This is a genomic window from Williamsia sterculiae, assembly GCF_900156495.1.
In the GTDB taxonomy this organism is placed as follows: domain Bacteria; phylum Actinomycetota; class Actinomycetes; order Mycobacteriales; family Mycobacteriaceae; genus Williamsia_B; species Williamsia_B sterculiae.
The window spans coordinates 140,804-154,204 of the sequence record NZ_FTNT01000008.1; the positions used below are offsets into that span (position 1 = coordinate 140,804).

Below are 13,401 nucleotides of genomic sequence, written 5' to 3' on the forward strand. Positions count from 1 at the left end.
CGCCGAGTCACCATCGGCGGCGAGCGTCGTTCAGCCCAGCAGTGCGTCGACGAAGGCCTCGGGTTCGAACGGTGCCAGATCGTCGGCGCCCTCCCCCAGGCCGACCAGCTTGACCGGGACGCCGAGCTCGTTCTGGACGTGGAAGACGATGCCACCCTTGGCCGTGCCGTCGAGTTTGGTGAGCACCACACCGCTGATGTCGACCACCTCGGCGAACACCCGCGCCTGGGCCAGACCGTTCTGCCCGATGGTGGCGTCGAGGACCAGCAGCACCTCGTCGACGGGGGCCTTCTTCTCCACGACGCGTTTCACCTTGCCGAGCTCGTCCATCAGACCCGTCTTGGTGTGCAGTCGACCGGCGGTGTCGATCATGACGACGTCGACACCTTCGGCGACACCCGCACTCACCGCGTCGAAGGCGACCGACGCGGGATCGGCCCCTTCGGCTCCACGGACGATGCCCGCACCGACGCGTTCGCCCCAGGTCTGCAGCTGGTCGGCGGCAGCGGCACGAAAAGTGTCGGCGGCGCCGAGCAGCACCCGCCGACCGTCGGCGACCAGCACACGGGCGAGTTTGCCGGTGGTCGTGGTCTTGCCGGTGCCGTTCACGCCGACCACCAGCAGGACCGCGGGGGTGCCCGCATGCGGCAGGGCCCGCACCGAACGGTCGAGTTCGGGCATCACGTGGTCGATGAGCACCCCCCGGAACAACGCGCGGGCGTCGTCGGCGGTGCGCACCGGGTTGGCGGCGATGGCCGCGCGCAGGTCCTCGACCACCGCGGTGGTGGTGGCGGTGCCGAGATCGGCGAGCACCAGGGTGTCCTCGATCTCCTCCCAGCTCTCCTCGTCGAGGTCGCCGGCACCGAGCAGACCCAGCACACCCTCACCGAAGACACCCTGCGAGCGGGCCAGCCGTCCCCGCAGCTTCTGCAAGCGACCGGCGGAGGGGGCGATCTCCTCCCGCGCCGGTGCCGGGACGACGGTCTCGACACCCACGGCGTCCCCGACGACCGGGGGCTCCACAGTTGTGTCAGGGGTGACCGGGGGCTCCACAGTTGTGTCATCGACGACCGGGGGTTCGACAGTCGCGGGCTCGACGACCTGGCGCCCGACGGTGGCGGACTCGGAGGTCGGGGGCTCGGCGGTGGCTGGCCCGGCCGTCGGGGCGTCGGAGGTCGGGGCGTCGGGAAGCCCGACGTCGGTGAAGCCACGTCGCTCCGCATCCCGGGGCACGGCGGCGTCGTCGCCGACCATCGGCTGTCCGTCGGTCTCGGTGCGATCATCGGTGGGCGGGGCTTCGGTGGGCGGTGTCGGCGGCCCGGCCGGGGTCTGGGGGGTCTCGGGAGTACGTGCCGGCGGTTCGGCCAGGCCGGTACCGCCCCCCTGACTGAACGCGAAGCCCGAGGAGGCCTGATAACCACCCGGTTTGTCGACCTGGCGGGTGCCGTCGACCACGGACTGTTGTTCGGATCCGTCACGCAGGGAGACGCGCCGGCGGCGCCGGAGTCCCACTCCGAGAGCGATCAGCGCCACGAGCACGATGACGGCCGCGGCGACGATGGCGATGATGATTCCGGTGTTCACCCCCGCCATTGTTCACCCACGCACCACCGCGACGGACAGGGGGCGAGTCGCGGTCAGTCGGTCTCGGCGGTGGGCAGCAGGTCCATACCGCGCAGGCGCTGCGAGATCACGGTGGTGATGCCGTCTCCTCGCATACTCACCCCGTAGAGCGCGTCGGCAACCTCCATGGTGGGCTTCTGGTGGGTGATGACGATCAGCTGCGACTTCTCACGGAGTTGTGAGAACAGGCGGATGAGACGCTGCAGGTTGGTGTCGTCGAGCGCAGCCTCCACCTCGTCCATCACGTAGAACGGTGACGGACGCGCGCGGAAGATCGCCACCAGCATGGCGATGGCGGTCAGCGATTTCTCCCCACCGGACAGCAGCGACAGCCGCTTCACCTTCTTGCCCGGCGGGCGCGCCTCCACCTCGATACCGGTGGTCAGCATGTCGGTCGGGTCGGTGAGCACCAGCTTGCCGTCGCCACCCGGGAACAGGGTCGTGAAGACGGTGACGAACTCGCGCTCGACGTCGGCGTAGGCGTCGCTGAACAACTGCAGGATGCGGGCGTCGACCTCCTCGACCACCGACAGCAGGTCGCGACGGGCGCTCTTGACGTCCTCGAGCTGAGTGGAGAGGAATGTATAGCGCTCCTCCAGTGCGGCGAACTCCTCGAGTGCCAGCGGGTTCACCTTGCCCAGCGTCGTCAGATCCTTCTGCGCCTTCTTCAGCCGGGCCTGCTGGGTCGCGCGGTCGTAGGGCATCGGCACCGGGGCGACGACCTGCTCACCGCGGTCGCGGGCCTGCTCGTACTCGGTCACCTCCAACTCCGTCGGCGGCAGGGCGACGTCGGGCCCGTACTCGGCGATCAGGTCGGCGGGTGCGATGGAGAAGTCGGCGAGGATCTGCTCCTCGAGCTGCTCGATCCTCATGGTGGCCTGGGCACGGGCGAGTTCGTCGCGGTGCACCTCGTCCTGCAGGCCGGAGAGGATGTCGGTGCGTTCGGCCAGTTCCCGGCGGGCGACATCGAGAGCCTCGGACCGTCGGCTGCGCAGCGCCTCGGCCTCGTCGCGGCCGCGCTGGGCGTCGGCGACGGTCGCCCGGACCCGCTCGGCGACCGTGGCCGCGCCCACCGCGACCGCCTCGGAGACGGTGGCAGCGTGCCGTCGCGCGGCGCGCTGACGTTCCAGGCGTTCGCGGTTGGCCCGCTCGGCGCGGGCGGACCGACGCAACGCGTCGGCCCGGCCGCGCACCGACGCCAACCGTTCCTCGGCGGTGCGCTGGGCGAGTCGTGCCTCGGTCTCACCGGTACGGGCCTCGCCCAGGGCCTCCGCGGCCATCTCCCGGGCCATGGCGTGCTCGTCCGACGGGTCGTCGTTGCTGTCGGGAGTGTCCTCGGCCGCGCTACGCGCGCCACGCAACCGCGCCTCGTGGTCCTCGAGTTCGGTCATCGCCGCGGCCCGGTTCGACTCCACCGTCGCGCGCTGTCGGGTCAGCTTGTCCGCCTCGGCGGAAGCCGCGCGGATCGCGGCACCGTGCCGCGCGAGCTGTTCGTACACCGACTCCAGCTCGGCGTCGGAATCGTGCAGTCCGGCCAAGGCCTGTTCGGCGGCTTCCCGACGTTCGGTCTGTTCGGCCAACGCCCCCGACAACGCCGCCCCGAGCTCCTCGCCGCGACGTCGCGCGGTCTCCAACTCGACGGTCGCCGCGTCGATGGACGCCTGCACCTCCAAGGTCGACGGCCTGCTGGTCGACCCACCCGACATCCACCCCGCCCCGGTCAGGTCACCGTCCCGCGTGACCACGCGGACGGCGGTGTTCTCCGCCGCGACGGCAGCGTCGAGCACCGCGCGCGCGACACCCAGGTCGTCGGCGACGACGGTGTCACACAACAACATCTGCATCGCGCCGGCGTAGTCCGACGACGTGGTCACCACCTCGTCGGCCCAGCAGGCACCGTCGGGCAGGGACAACCGGGTGGGGCGCACCGGGGTGACGCCACCGACCAGCAACGACGCGCGACCACCGTCAGCCGCCCGCAACGCCGACAACGCCGCCTCACCAGAGGCGAAGTCGCGGGTCGCCATGGCATCGGCGACCGCGCCGAGCGCGGCATCGACCGCTGCCTCGAAACCGGCACGCACGCTGATCAGCTCCGACACCGGGGCGACCACCGCGTCGGGGCGGTGGTCGCGCAGCCATCCCCCACCGTCCTTGCGTTCCAGCGCGACCGACAGCGCGTCGATGCGGGCCGACAGCGACGCGACCCGCTGTTCCTCGGCGCGTTCGGCGGCCTGCAGTTCGGCGACGCGCTCGTTGGTCTGGTTCACCGCGCGAACACACCGTTCGTGGTGATCGTCGAGGGATTGCTCGGCCGCTTCGTACTCGACGGCGGTGCCCTGCAAGTCGTCCAGGGCGGTCTGCTCGCGGTCACCGACCTCCGCCGCCGCGGCGATGGCCGCTCCCAGACGCCGGGCGTCGGCGTCCATCGACTCGACCCGGGTGCGCAGGTTGTCGCGCTGTCCCTCGAGCCGGGCGAGCCCTTCGCGACGATCGGCCAGCGCGCGCACTGCGGTCATGTGCGCCTGCTCTGCACTCTTGGCCGCGTTCTCCGCGGCGCTGAGTTCCGCTCGACGCAGGTTGAGGGTCTCCTCGGCGTCGGCCAGCTCGTCGCCGCGTGCCTCCTCCTCGGCCTGGGCCAACTCGGCCTGGCGTTCGAGCTCGTCGGGATCCCGTCCCGGAGCCTCTGGCGGAGCCTCGGACAGGTGACGGGTGCGTTCGGTGGCGATCCGTGCGGTGGCGTCGACCCGTTCGGCCAGTGCCGACAACCGGAACCAGGCCTGGCCGGCAGCGGTGGCCACCGGAGCGATGCGGGCCACCTCCTGTTCGTGCTCGGTCACCTGCCCGGTGAGTGCATCGATCTCTGCGGCGACCAGCTGTTGACGCTGACGTACCGCGTCTCCGGTGTCGGACTGCTGGGCCATCTGTTCGCGCAGGATCACCAGGTCGTCGGCGGCCAACCGGAGTTTGGCGTCTCGGAGGTCGGCCTGGACGGTCTGCGCGCGGCGCGCGACCTCGGCCTGACGGCCCAGCGGCTTCAGCTGCCGCCGCAGTTCGGCGGTGAGGTCGGTGAGGCGGGCGAGGTTGGCCTGCATCGCGTCGAGTTTGCGGACGGCCTTCTCTTTGCGTTTGCGATGTTTGAGCACCCCCGCGGCCTCTTCGATGAACGCGCGGCGGTCCTCGGGACGGGACTCGAGGATGGCCGAGAGGCGTCCCTGTCCCACGATGACGTGCATCTCGCGACCGATGCCGGAGTCGCTGAGCAGTTCCTGAACGTCCATCAACCGGCAGGTGGAACCGTTGATCTCGTACTCACCGGCGCCGTCGCGAAACATCCGACGCGTCACCGACACCTCGGAGTAGTCGATGGGCAACGCGCCGTCGCTGTTGTCGATGGTCAGGGTGACCTCGGCCCGTCCCAGTGGAGGGCGACCGGAGGTGCCGGCGAAGATGACATCCTCCATCTTGCCGCCGCGCAGCGCCTTGGCCCCCTGTTCACCCATCACCCAGCTCAGGGCGTCGACGACGTTGGATTTGCCGGACCCGTTCGGCCCGACCACGCAGGTGATCCCCGGCTCGAACCGGAGGGTGGTCGCCGACGCGAAGGACTTGAAGCCCTTCAGGGTCAGGCTCTTCAGGTGCATGGCGGTAGAGGTTACTGGTCGCGACCGACGGGACCCGACCGGCGGGTGACCGTGGCGAGCGGCTCAGCGCTCGGCGAATCCCGAGAACTCGCCGCCGGCAGCACCCCAGTCCTCGACCACGGTGTCGACCGACCCGGGCGTGTCGTCACCGCGGAGCAACTCCAGCAGCCGCTCGCAGTTCGCCCGATCGCCCTCGGCCACGACCAACACCCGACCGTCGAGCTGGTTGGCGGCGTATCCGTCCAGTCCGAGTTCCAGGGCACGGGAGCGGGTCCACCAGCGGAAACCCACACCCTGGACCTTCCCGTGCACCCAGGCGGTGAGTCGCGCCTCGTCGTGGTCGGTGTCCTTCTGTTCCCCGCTCGGCCCGCTGCTCATGGACGTCATTCTCTCCGATGCGAGGGTGTGCGTCAGTCGGTCCGGATGGACAGGTTCACCTCGGTACCCTGCTTGAGGGTGCGTCCGACGGTGCAGACGGCGTCGATGGCGCGTTCGACAACCACCTGCAGACGGGACGCCGCGTCGGCATCGAGTTCGGAGAAGTCGACCTCCAGCACCTCGTCGAGGCGCGGGTACAGCTCACGTTCACGGTCGGCCTTCCCGCTCACCCGCACCGTCGCGTCGTAGTCGTCGCCCAGACGCCGGGCCAGCGGTCGGTCGGAGCTCATCCCGGTACAGGCCGCGAGCGCGATCTTCAACAGCTCACCGGGGGTGAACACCCCCTCCACGTCCTCGGAGCCCACCAGCACCTCGGCACCGCGCGTACTGCGTCCGGTGTAGCGGCGCACGCCGGTGCGCTCCACCCAGAGTTGGGTGGCGGGGGTGGTGGTATCGGTGGTCGTCTCAGTCGCCTCGGTCACGTCATGAGTGAACACCGGCCGGGCACGGAGTGTTCCGGCAGGACTCCTAGGCTCGAGGTATGGGTGAGGTGACGCTGAGCGGTTTGCTCGTGTGTCGGTCCGACGAGGAGGTCGCGGCGGTCGAGGCGCACCTACGCGCACACATCGAACTCACGCGGGCCGAGCCGGGTTGTCTGTCCTTCGACGTCGTCCGCACTGAGGATCCGTGGGTCTGGCGAGTCGACGAACGCTTCGACGGTCCCGCAGCCTTCGCCGCCCATCAGCAGCGGGTCGCGGCCGGTGAGTGGGGTGCGGCGACGAAGACTGTCGAGCGGCGCTACTCGGTGCGGGGGCTGTAGGTCATCTCGCCGTCCCCGCCGCCAGCAGTGATCCACCGGCGTACCGCGCGTGGTCACCCAACTCCGCCTCGATCCTGAGGAGTCGGTTGTACTTGGCCGTACGGTCCGACCGTGACATCGACCCCGTCTTGATCTGTCCTGTGCCCAGGGCCACGGCGAGGTCGGCGATGCTGGTGTCCTCGGTTTCTCCGGACCGGTGCGACATGACGGTCGTGTACCCGACGCGGGCGGCCATGGCCGCGGTGTCGAATGTCTCGGTGACGGTTCCTATCTGGTTGGGCTTGAGCAGTATGGAATTGCCGATCCCGTTCCGGATTCCCGCACCGAACAGGACGGGATTGGTACAGAAGACGTCATCGCCGACGAGTTGACAGACCGCGCCCGCGCTCGTCGTGATCTGCGTCCATCCCTCGTCGTCGTCCTGGGCGACGGGGTCTTCGATCGATACGATCGGGTACGCATCGATCAGCGTCAGCAGGTACTCCACGTGCTCCTCAACCGACCGGACGGAGTCTGTGCCGGTGTAGTGGTAGGTGCCCTCGCGAAAGAGCTCGGACGCCGCGGGATCGAGTAGGACGACCACGTCGCCTCCCGGCCGGTAGCCCGCTTTCTCGATGGCCGACACGATGTGATCCAGAGCCTGGTCCGCGGTCCGGAAGTCGGGTGCGAATCCTCCCTCGTCACCGACATTCGTGTTCTCCCCGGCTTCCGCGAGTTCACGTTTGAGAGTGTGGAACACCTCGGACCCGATGCGGGCCGCGTCACCGAAAGACCTTGCCGCGACGGGCGCGATCATGAATTCCTGGAAATCGAGCGGATTGTCGGCGTGAGCGCCACCGTTGACGACGTTGATCATCGGCATCGGCAACAGACGGGACTGCGCACCGCCGAGATACCGGTACAACGGTTCCCGATGAGCCGATGCGGCTGCCTTCGCCACCGCCAGTGACACCGCGAGGGTCGCGTTCGCACCCAGGCGAGCCTTGTTCGCCGTGCCGTCCAGGGTGATCATCGCCTGGTCCACCGCCGCCTGGTCCTCGGCATCCATCCCCCGCACGCACGTCGCGATCTCGGTGTTCACATGAGCCACGGCGGTCAACACACCACGCCCGTGGAATCGATGTCGGTCACCGTCGCGAAGCTCGACCGCCTCGTGTGTTCCCGTCGACGCACCGGACGGGACGGCCGCCGTACCCCGTGAGCCGTCCTCGAGTTCGACCGTGGCCTCGACCGTCGGGTCCCCTCGGCTGTCGAGAATCTCGTATGCCCTGACCTGTCGGATCCGTGTCATCTGTGGTCCTCTCCCGTCGGTGACCGGCCGTGTGTGGCCCGGTGGAGCCAGTCTCACCAGGGGACTACCCGGTCGGTAGACCGTCATCGGTGAGGTGGTCATAGAGTTCGCTTATGCCCTTGTCCGTGCGGGTCACCGATCTCTCGAGCCTCGAATTGCTGGCGACCATCGCCACGACGGGCAGCATCGGCGCCTGCGCCCGTCACCACGGGTTGTCGCAACCCGCGGTCAGCGCGCGTGTTCGGGGCCTCGAACAACGCCTGGGGCTGCGGTTGTTGGACCGGCATGCACGCGGCACCACCCTGACCACATCCGGTCAGATCGTGCTCGAATGGGCTCGGCCGGCTCTCGATGCTGCTGCTGCGCTCGACCTGTCCCTGGACACCCTGACGGGCGCATCCCCTGCACAGCTGACGATCGCGGCAAGCACCACCATCGCCGAGTTCTTTCTCCCGACCTGGTTCGCGACCCTCCGCGGGCGACTCCCCGGTGTCACCGTGAGCCTGTTGTGCCACAACAGTGCCGACGCCGTGGCGCTGGTCCGACGAGGTGCGGTGGAGCTGGCCTTCGCCGAATTGGGCCACATTCCGGACGAATTGGACCACCGACCCGTCGTCCGTGATCGGCTCGTGGTCGTGGTGGCTCCCGACCATGCGTGGGCCACGCGCCAGGCCATCGCACCCGGCGATCTCGCTGCCGCCCCACTGATCCTGCGTGAACCGGGTTCGGCCACCCGATCGGTCCTCCACAACCGACTCGAGGCGCTACCCACGCCGCTCCGGCTGGTCCCGGCAATGGAGTTCACCTCCGCGACCGCCATCAAGAACGCGGTGACAACCGGTCTCGGTCCGGCGGTGCTCAGCGAGTTGACCGTGCTCGACGAGTTGTCGGCGGGGACGCTGGTCGAGGTACCGGTGTCCGGCCTCGTCCTGCACCGTCAGCTTCATGTGTGCTGGCGCCGCCACCATCGCTTCAGCACCTCAGCCGGGGACCTCCTCGACATCGCCACGGGCAGCGGTGAATTAGGGTCGCCTGATGGAGGGGTTCGCCAGCCCTGAGCGTCGATCCCGGTCGATTCTGTTACCGGCGAGGGTAACTCGCTTTGCACAGCCAATTCTGTCCGACCTCGCATGTACACTGGACAACAGAACATCGGACGCGGGTTTCACGGAATGACGTTCAGATCCTTCTGCGCCGGAAGCTGTCTCGCATGTTCACCTACACCGACACCACCGTCGACGACGGGCTGTTGTCCACATCACCGGTCGTCGATCTCATCGCCGCCGGCCACGACTCCCAACGCCTCGAGCGCCAGTCCAACGCACGCACCATCCTCTCCGCCTACCTCGACGGACAGTTCAGCTACCGCCGCGCCCACCTCCTCGCCACCACACTGACCGGCGTGCACACCGATAATCTCGACCACGCCCAGTCCGACGCCATCGCACTGGCCCGAGAACCACTCACCGACACCACGCTGCGCGACCGGCTCGACGCACTCATCATCGAGCTTGATCCCGACAAAGCCGCCGCCGACCGCGAAGAATTCACCAACAACCAGAACATCCGGGTGACCAAAGACCGACACGGCCACTCCACCCTCGACGGCTGCATCCCCGCCGCCCAAGGCGAACACCACCGTCAGCGCATAACCACCCTCATCACGCAGCGCCTGTGCGAACACGACTCACGATCGACACGCCAACGGCGAGTCGCCGCGCTGGCCGACATCCAGGGCATGACCACCCTCGCCCGCGACTGCACCACCTCGCAGTGCCCGGCCACCGCGGCCGTCACCACCGCGCCCACACCATCAGCAGCCGTGGCCATCACCCTCACCCTCCGTACCGGTCATCTCGCCCACCTCGGCCGCTACGGCACCACCGACCCCACACTCGCCGACCACCTCGTTCCCGGCGATGGCGATGGCCGTGAGATCACGCCCACCGCCCTGACCTACCGACCGTCTCGAGCACTGAATCGCCGACATCCTCGCCACCGACCGCACCTGCCGATACCCCTTCTGCGACACACCCGCCGAGGACTGCGACATCGACCACATCACCCCCTTCGACCACAACGACCCCCGACGCGGCGGACTCACCATCAACCGCAACCTCGCACCAATCTGCACCCCCGACCACCACCGAAAACACCACGGCGACTGAATACCCACCATCGACCACCACCGCCGGATCACCTGGACCAACAACCACACCGACCAACACATCACCACCACACCATGAGGTCGTCGCGGATGTAGATCACCGCACGAACCGATACCCCATCCCCGCCTCGGTCAACAGGTGCCGCGGATGCGCGGGATCGGGTTCCAGTTTGCGGCGCAGACCGGCGAGATACACCCGCAGATAATGGTTCTGGCCGCTGTAGGCCGGTCCCCACACCTGGTGCAACAGTTCTCGCTGACCCACCAGCTTGCCCTCGTTGCGGACCAGCATCTCCAGCACGCCCCACTCGGTCGGCGTCAGGTGAACCTCGCTGTCGCCGCGTATCACCCGGGTTCCGGCCAGATCCACCGTGAACGAGTCGGTCTCGACCACCGGGGTGTCCTGCGCCGCTCCGGTCGCGGCGGCCCGACGCAACGCCGCCCGCAGCCGCGCCAGGAACTCGTCCATCCCGAACGGTTTGGTGACGTAGTCGTCGGCACCGGCGTCGAGAGCATCCACCTTGTCCGCCGAATCGGTGCGCGCCGACAGCACGATCACCGGCACACCGGTCCACCCGCGCAACCCGGCCAACACCTCCAGCCCGTCGAGGTCGGGCAGTCCCAGATCGAGGATCACCAGGGCGGGCTGCACCTCCGCGGCCGCCCGCAATGCTCCCGCACCCGTTCGTGCGGTGGTCACGTCGAACCCGCGTGCGTTCAGGTTGATCTGCAACGCGCGCAGGATCTGCGGCTCGTCGTCCACCACCAGAACCCGGACACGCTCTGCCCCTTCGCTGTTCATTCCCCCACCCCGATCCCGGCCGACTGCTCCGCAGGCACCCAGCGTGGCACCTCGATGGTCACCGTCAGCCCGCCCCCGGGCGTGTCCCCCACCTCGATGGTCCCGTCGATCGCCTCGACGAACCCCTGTGCCACCGACAGCCCCAGCCCCACACCCACACTCTCGTTACGGTCCCCCAGGCGTTGGAACGCCCCGAACAACCGTTCTCGATCACCGACGTCCACCCCCACCCCGTGGTCTATCACCGTGATGAGCACGGTTCCCGTGGCGGCGTCGGCGCCGGGTGCGGCCGACAGGCTCGTCTCGATCTCCACATCGTGGGCACCACTGTGCCGCATCGCGTTGTCCACCACATTGGCCAGCGCCCGCTCCAACAACCCGGCATCGGTGGTCACCATCTCCGGACCGATGCGCGTGCACACGCGGTCGATCTCCGGGCCCGCGTAGGAGGCGATACCCGCCAGCACGTGACCCACCACGTCTCCCACGTACACCGGCTGCAGCTCCGGGGAGATGACCCCGGCGGCCAGCCGCGACGAGTCCAACAGGTTCTCCACCAGCGCGGTCAGGTGGTCGGCGGATTCCTCCACGGTGGCCAGCAACTCCTCGGTGTCCTCGGGTGAGAAGGACACATCGGTCGACCGCAGACTCGAGGCTGCCACCTTGACCGCGGCCAACGGGGTGCGCAGGTCGTGACTCACCGCCGACAGCAGCGCCCGGCGCAACCGGTCGGTCTCGGACAACGCCCGCGCCTCCGACGCCTCCGCGTTCAGCCGCCGCCGCTCCACCACCGACGCTGCCTGGGTGGCCACCGCGGTCAGCACCCGGCGATCCCGCCCGCCGAGGGTGGGCCCCGACAGCAACAGTTCGAAACGCACCGCTGACTCCGGTGCGGCGGTGCGGCGGTCGGTGTAGACGGACGCCGGGCGCGCGCCCTGCACCGCGACTCGCACGCTGGTCTGGGCATCGGAGGTGGTCTGTGGCGGATCCTCACCCACCTGCCCCTCCACCGATCGTGTGGTGCGACCACCCTCACCGACGCCACCGTCCAGCCGAACCAGCGACACCGCGCGTTGGTCGTAGGTCTCCCGGACCCGTTCCAGCAACCCCGTCAACTCCTCACCGGAGAGCACCGCGCCGGAGAAGGTGGCCAGCAGTTCGGCCTCCCGCGTCGCGCGGAGTGCCTCCTGCCGTCGCGTGCCCGCCGAGTTCACCAGCACCGCGATGGCGATGGCCACGATGAGCATCACGATGAGGGTCACCGCGTTGTCGGGTTGGGCGATGGTCAGGCTGTAGCGGGGATCGGTGAAGAAGTAGTTGAGCAGCAGGCCCGACGCGACCGCGGACAACGCGGCGGGCCCCACGCCACCGAGCAGTGAGATGACGACCACCACCACGAAGAACATGGCCGTCTCGCTGGCGAATCCGAGCCATCGGTCGAGCAGCGCGATGACCGCGGTCGCCAGCACCGGCACCACCACGGCGAACACCCAACTCAATGGCCGGTGGAAACGGCTGCCGCGGATGTCGAGCGGGTGGTCGCGATGGCCCTGATCGTGGGTGACCATGTGGACGTCGATGCTGCCGGACATCCGCAGGACCCGCGCTCCCACCCCCTCGTCGACGAATCGCTGCCAACGGGTGCGCCGCGAGGTGCCGATCACCAGTTGGGTCGCATTCATCCCGCGGGCGAAGTCGAGCATGGCCACGGCCACGTCGTCACCGACCACCGTGTGCACCTGAGCGCCCAGCCGGCCCGCCATCGCGGTCGACTCGACCATGTCCGCGCCGTGCGGATCCAACAGACCGTCGCCGCGCACCACGTGGACCACCACGAGTTCGGCGCTGGATCGCGATGCGATCCGGCTGGCGCGCCGCATGAGCGTCGCCGATTCCGATCCACCGGTGATCGCCACCACCACCCGCTCCCGGGTCTCCCAGGTGTCGGTGATCTCATGCGCGGCCCGGTAGTCGGCCAGCGACTCCTCCACCCGATCGGCCAACCACAGCAACGCCAGTTCCCGCAGTGCGGTGATGTTGCCCCGTCGGAAATAGTTGGCCAACGCCCCGACGACCCGGTCGTTGGGATACACCTTGCCCGCCCGTAACCGCTGCTGCAGCGCCTCCGGTGAGATGTCCACCAACTCGATCTGGTCGGCGGCTCGGACCACGTCGTCGGGAACGGTCTCCTGCTGCTGGGTGCCGGTGATCTGCTGGACCACGTCGTTGAGGCTCTCCAGGTGCTGGATGTTCACCGTGGACAACACGTCGATCCCCGCATCCAGGATCTCCTGGATGTCCTGCCACCGCTTGGCGTGTCGGCCGCCTGGTGCGTTCGAGTGGGCCAACTCGTCGACCAGCACCAGAGCGGGCCTGCGACGCAGGACCGCGTCGAGATCCATCTCGGCCAACTCCACTCCGCGATGCCGGCGGACGGTACGCGGCACCACCTCGATCCCCGACAACAGTGCTGCGGTGTCCGCCCGACCGTGGCTCTCCACCACGCCGATGACGGTGTCGACTCCCTCACCGATCAGCGCGCGCGCATCCGTGAGCATCTCGTAGGTCTTGCCCACCCCCGGCGCACAACCCAGGAAGATGCGGAACGAGCCTCGCCGTTCGGGTTCGGCGCTCGTCGGGCGCCCATCGGTTGTGCTCACACCTCGATCCTTCCCC

The 13,401-nt window shown here is 68.8% G+C and carries 10 protein-coding genes; 3 read left to right on the top strand and 7 right to left on the bottom strand.

From position 1 onward, the window contains the following. Nucleotides 1-30: 30 nt before the first annotated feature. The 4 genes from ftsY to BW971_RS13980 all read right to left on the bottom strand — a co-directional run bounded on the left by ftsY (nucleotide 31) and on the right by BW971_RS13980 (nucleotide 6,127). Nucleotides 31-1,584 carry a signal recognition particle-docking protein FtsY gene (gene ftsY / locus BW971_RS13965; protein ID WP_076480760.1) on the bottom strand — a complete coding sequence of 518 codons (1,554 nt, stop codon included), beginning with the start codon at nucleotides 1,582-1,584 and terminating at the stop codon, nucleotides 31-33. 53 nt (nucleotides 1,585-1,637) lie between these two features. Continuing rightward, a complete protein-coding gene (smc, locus tag BW971_RS13970; RefSeq protein WP_076480581.1) occupies nucleotides 1,638-5,267 on the bottom strand; it encodes a chromosome segregation protein SMC in 3,630 nt (1,209 codons plus the stop codon). 63 nt (nucleotides 5,268-5,330) lie between these two features. After that, a complete protein-coding gene (locus BW971_RS13975; protein ID WP_076480583.1) occupies nucleotides 5,331-5,645 on the bottom strand; it encodes an acylphosphatase in 315 nt (104 codons plus the stop codon). 32 nt (nucleotides 5,646-5,677) lie between these two features. Next, nucleotides 5,678-6,127, bottom strand: a complete 450-nt coding sequence (locus tag BW971_RS13980; protein WP_076480763.1) for an OsmC family protein — start codon at nucleotides 6,125-6,127, stop codon at nucleotides 5,678-5,680. A gap of 59 nt (nucleotides 6,128-6,186) precedes the next feature. Here BW971_RS13980 and BW971_RS13985 point away from each other — a divergent pair, with 59 nt between their 5' ends. Further along, complete coding sequence (locus BW971_RS13985) at nucleotides 6,187-6,465, top strand: putative quinol monooxygenase (RefSeq protein ID WP_076480585.1); 279 nt, start codon at nucleotides 6,187-6,189, stop codon at nucleotides 6,463-6,465. Nucleotide 6,466: 1 nt separating this feature from the next. Here the strand turns inward: BW971_RS13985 and eno are convergent, their stop codons facing one another. Next, nucleotides 6,467-7,756, bottom strand: coding sequence for a phosphopyruvate hydratase (gene eno, locus BW971_RS13990; RefSeq protein ID WP_076480587.1), 1,290 nt, complete (start codon nucleotides 7,754-7,756; stop codon nucleotides 6,467-6,469). Nucleotides 7,757-7,869: 113 nt separating this feature from the next. On the opposite strand from eno, the gene BW971_RS13995 reads away from it, so the two are divergent. After that, nucleotides 7,870-8,814, top strand: a complete 945-nt coding sequence (locus tag BW971_RS13995; RefSeq protein WP_076480589.1) for a LysR family transcriptional regulator — start codon at nucleotides 7,870-7,872, stop codon at nucleotides 8,812-8,814. 152 nt (nucleotides 8,815-8,966) lie between these two features. After that, nucleotides 8,967-10,019 carry a hypothetical protein gene (locus BW971_RS22325; RefSeq protein WP_076480591.1) on the top strand — a complete coding sequence of 351 codons (1,053 nt, stop codon included), beginning with the start codon at nucleotides 8,967-8,969 and terminating at the stop codon, nucleotides 10,017-10,019. A gap of 1 nt (nucleotide 10,020) precedes the next feature. On the opposite strand, the gene BW971_RS14005 is transcribed toward BW971_RS22325, so the two are convergent. Together BW971_RS14005 and BW971_RS14010 are read right to left on the bottom strand one after the other, a co-directional pair. Continuing rightward, the gene (locus tag BW971_RS14005; protein ID WP_076480593.1) at nucleotides 10,021-10,725 is read right to left on the bottom strand and encodes a response regulator; all 705 of its coding nucleotides are present in this window, start codon (nucleotides 10,723-10,725) and stop codon (nucleotides 10,021-10,023) included. After that, a complete protein-coding gene (locus BW971_RS14010; RefSeq protein WP_076480766.1) occupies nucleotides 10,722-13,385 on the bottom strand; it encodes a sensor histidine kinase in 2,664 nt (887 codons plus the stop codon). Before BW971_RS14010 ends, BW971_RS14005 begins: the two co-directional genes overlap by 4 nt. Nucleotides 13,386-13,401: the final 16 nt, after the last annotated feature.

Bases quoted from the DNA above. Each gene is read 5' to 3' on its own strand.
- BW971_RS13975 (WP_076480583.1), bottom strand. From the start codon at position 5,645: ATGAGCAGCGGGCCGAGCGGGGAACAGAAGGACACCGACCACGACGAG.
- BW971_RS22325 (WP_076480591.1), top strand. From the start codon at position 8,967: ATGTTCACCTACACCGACACCACCGTCGACGACGGGCTGTTGTCCACA.
- BW971_RS14005 (WP_076480593.1), bottom strand. From the start codon at position 10,725: ATGAACAGCGAAGGGGCAGAGCGTGTCCGGGTTCTGGTGGTGGACGAC.
- eno (WP_076480587.1), bottom strand. From the start codon at position 7,756: ATGACACGGATCCGACAGGTCAGGGCATACGAGATTCTCGACAGCCGA.
- BW971_RS13985 (WP_076480585.1), top strand. From the start codon at position 6,187: ATGGGTGAGGTGACGCTGAGCGGTTTGCTCGTGTGTCGGTCCGACGAG.
- smc (WP_076480581.1), bottom strand. From the start codon at position 5,267: ATGCACCTGAAGAGCCTGACCCTGAAGGGCTTCAAGTCCTTCGCGTCG.
- BW971_RS13995 (WP_076480589.1), top strand. From the start codon at position 7,870: ATGCCCTTGTCCGTGCGGGTCACCGATCTCTCGAGCCTCGAATTGCTG.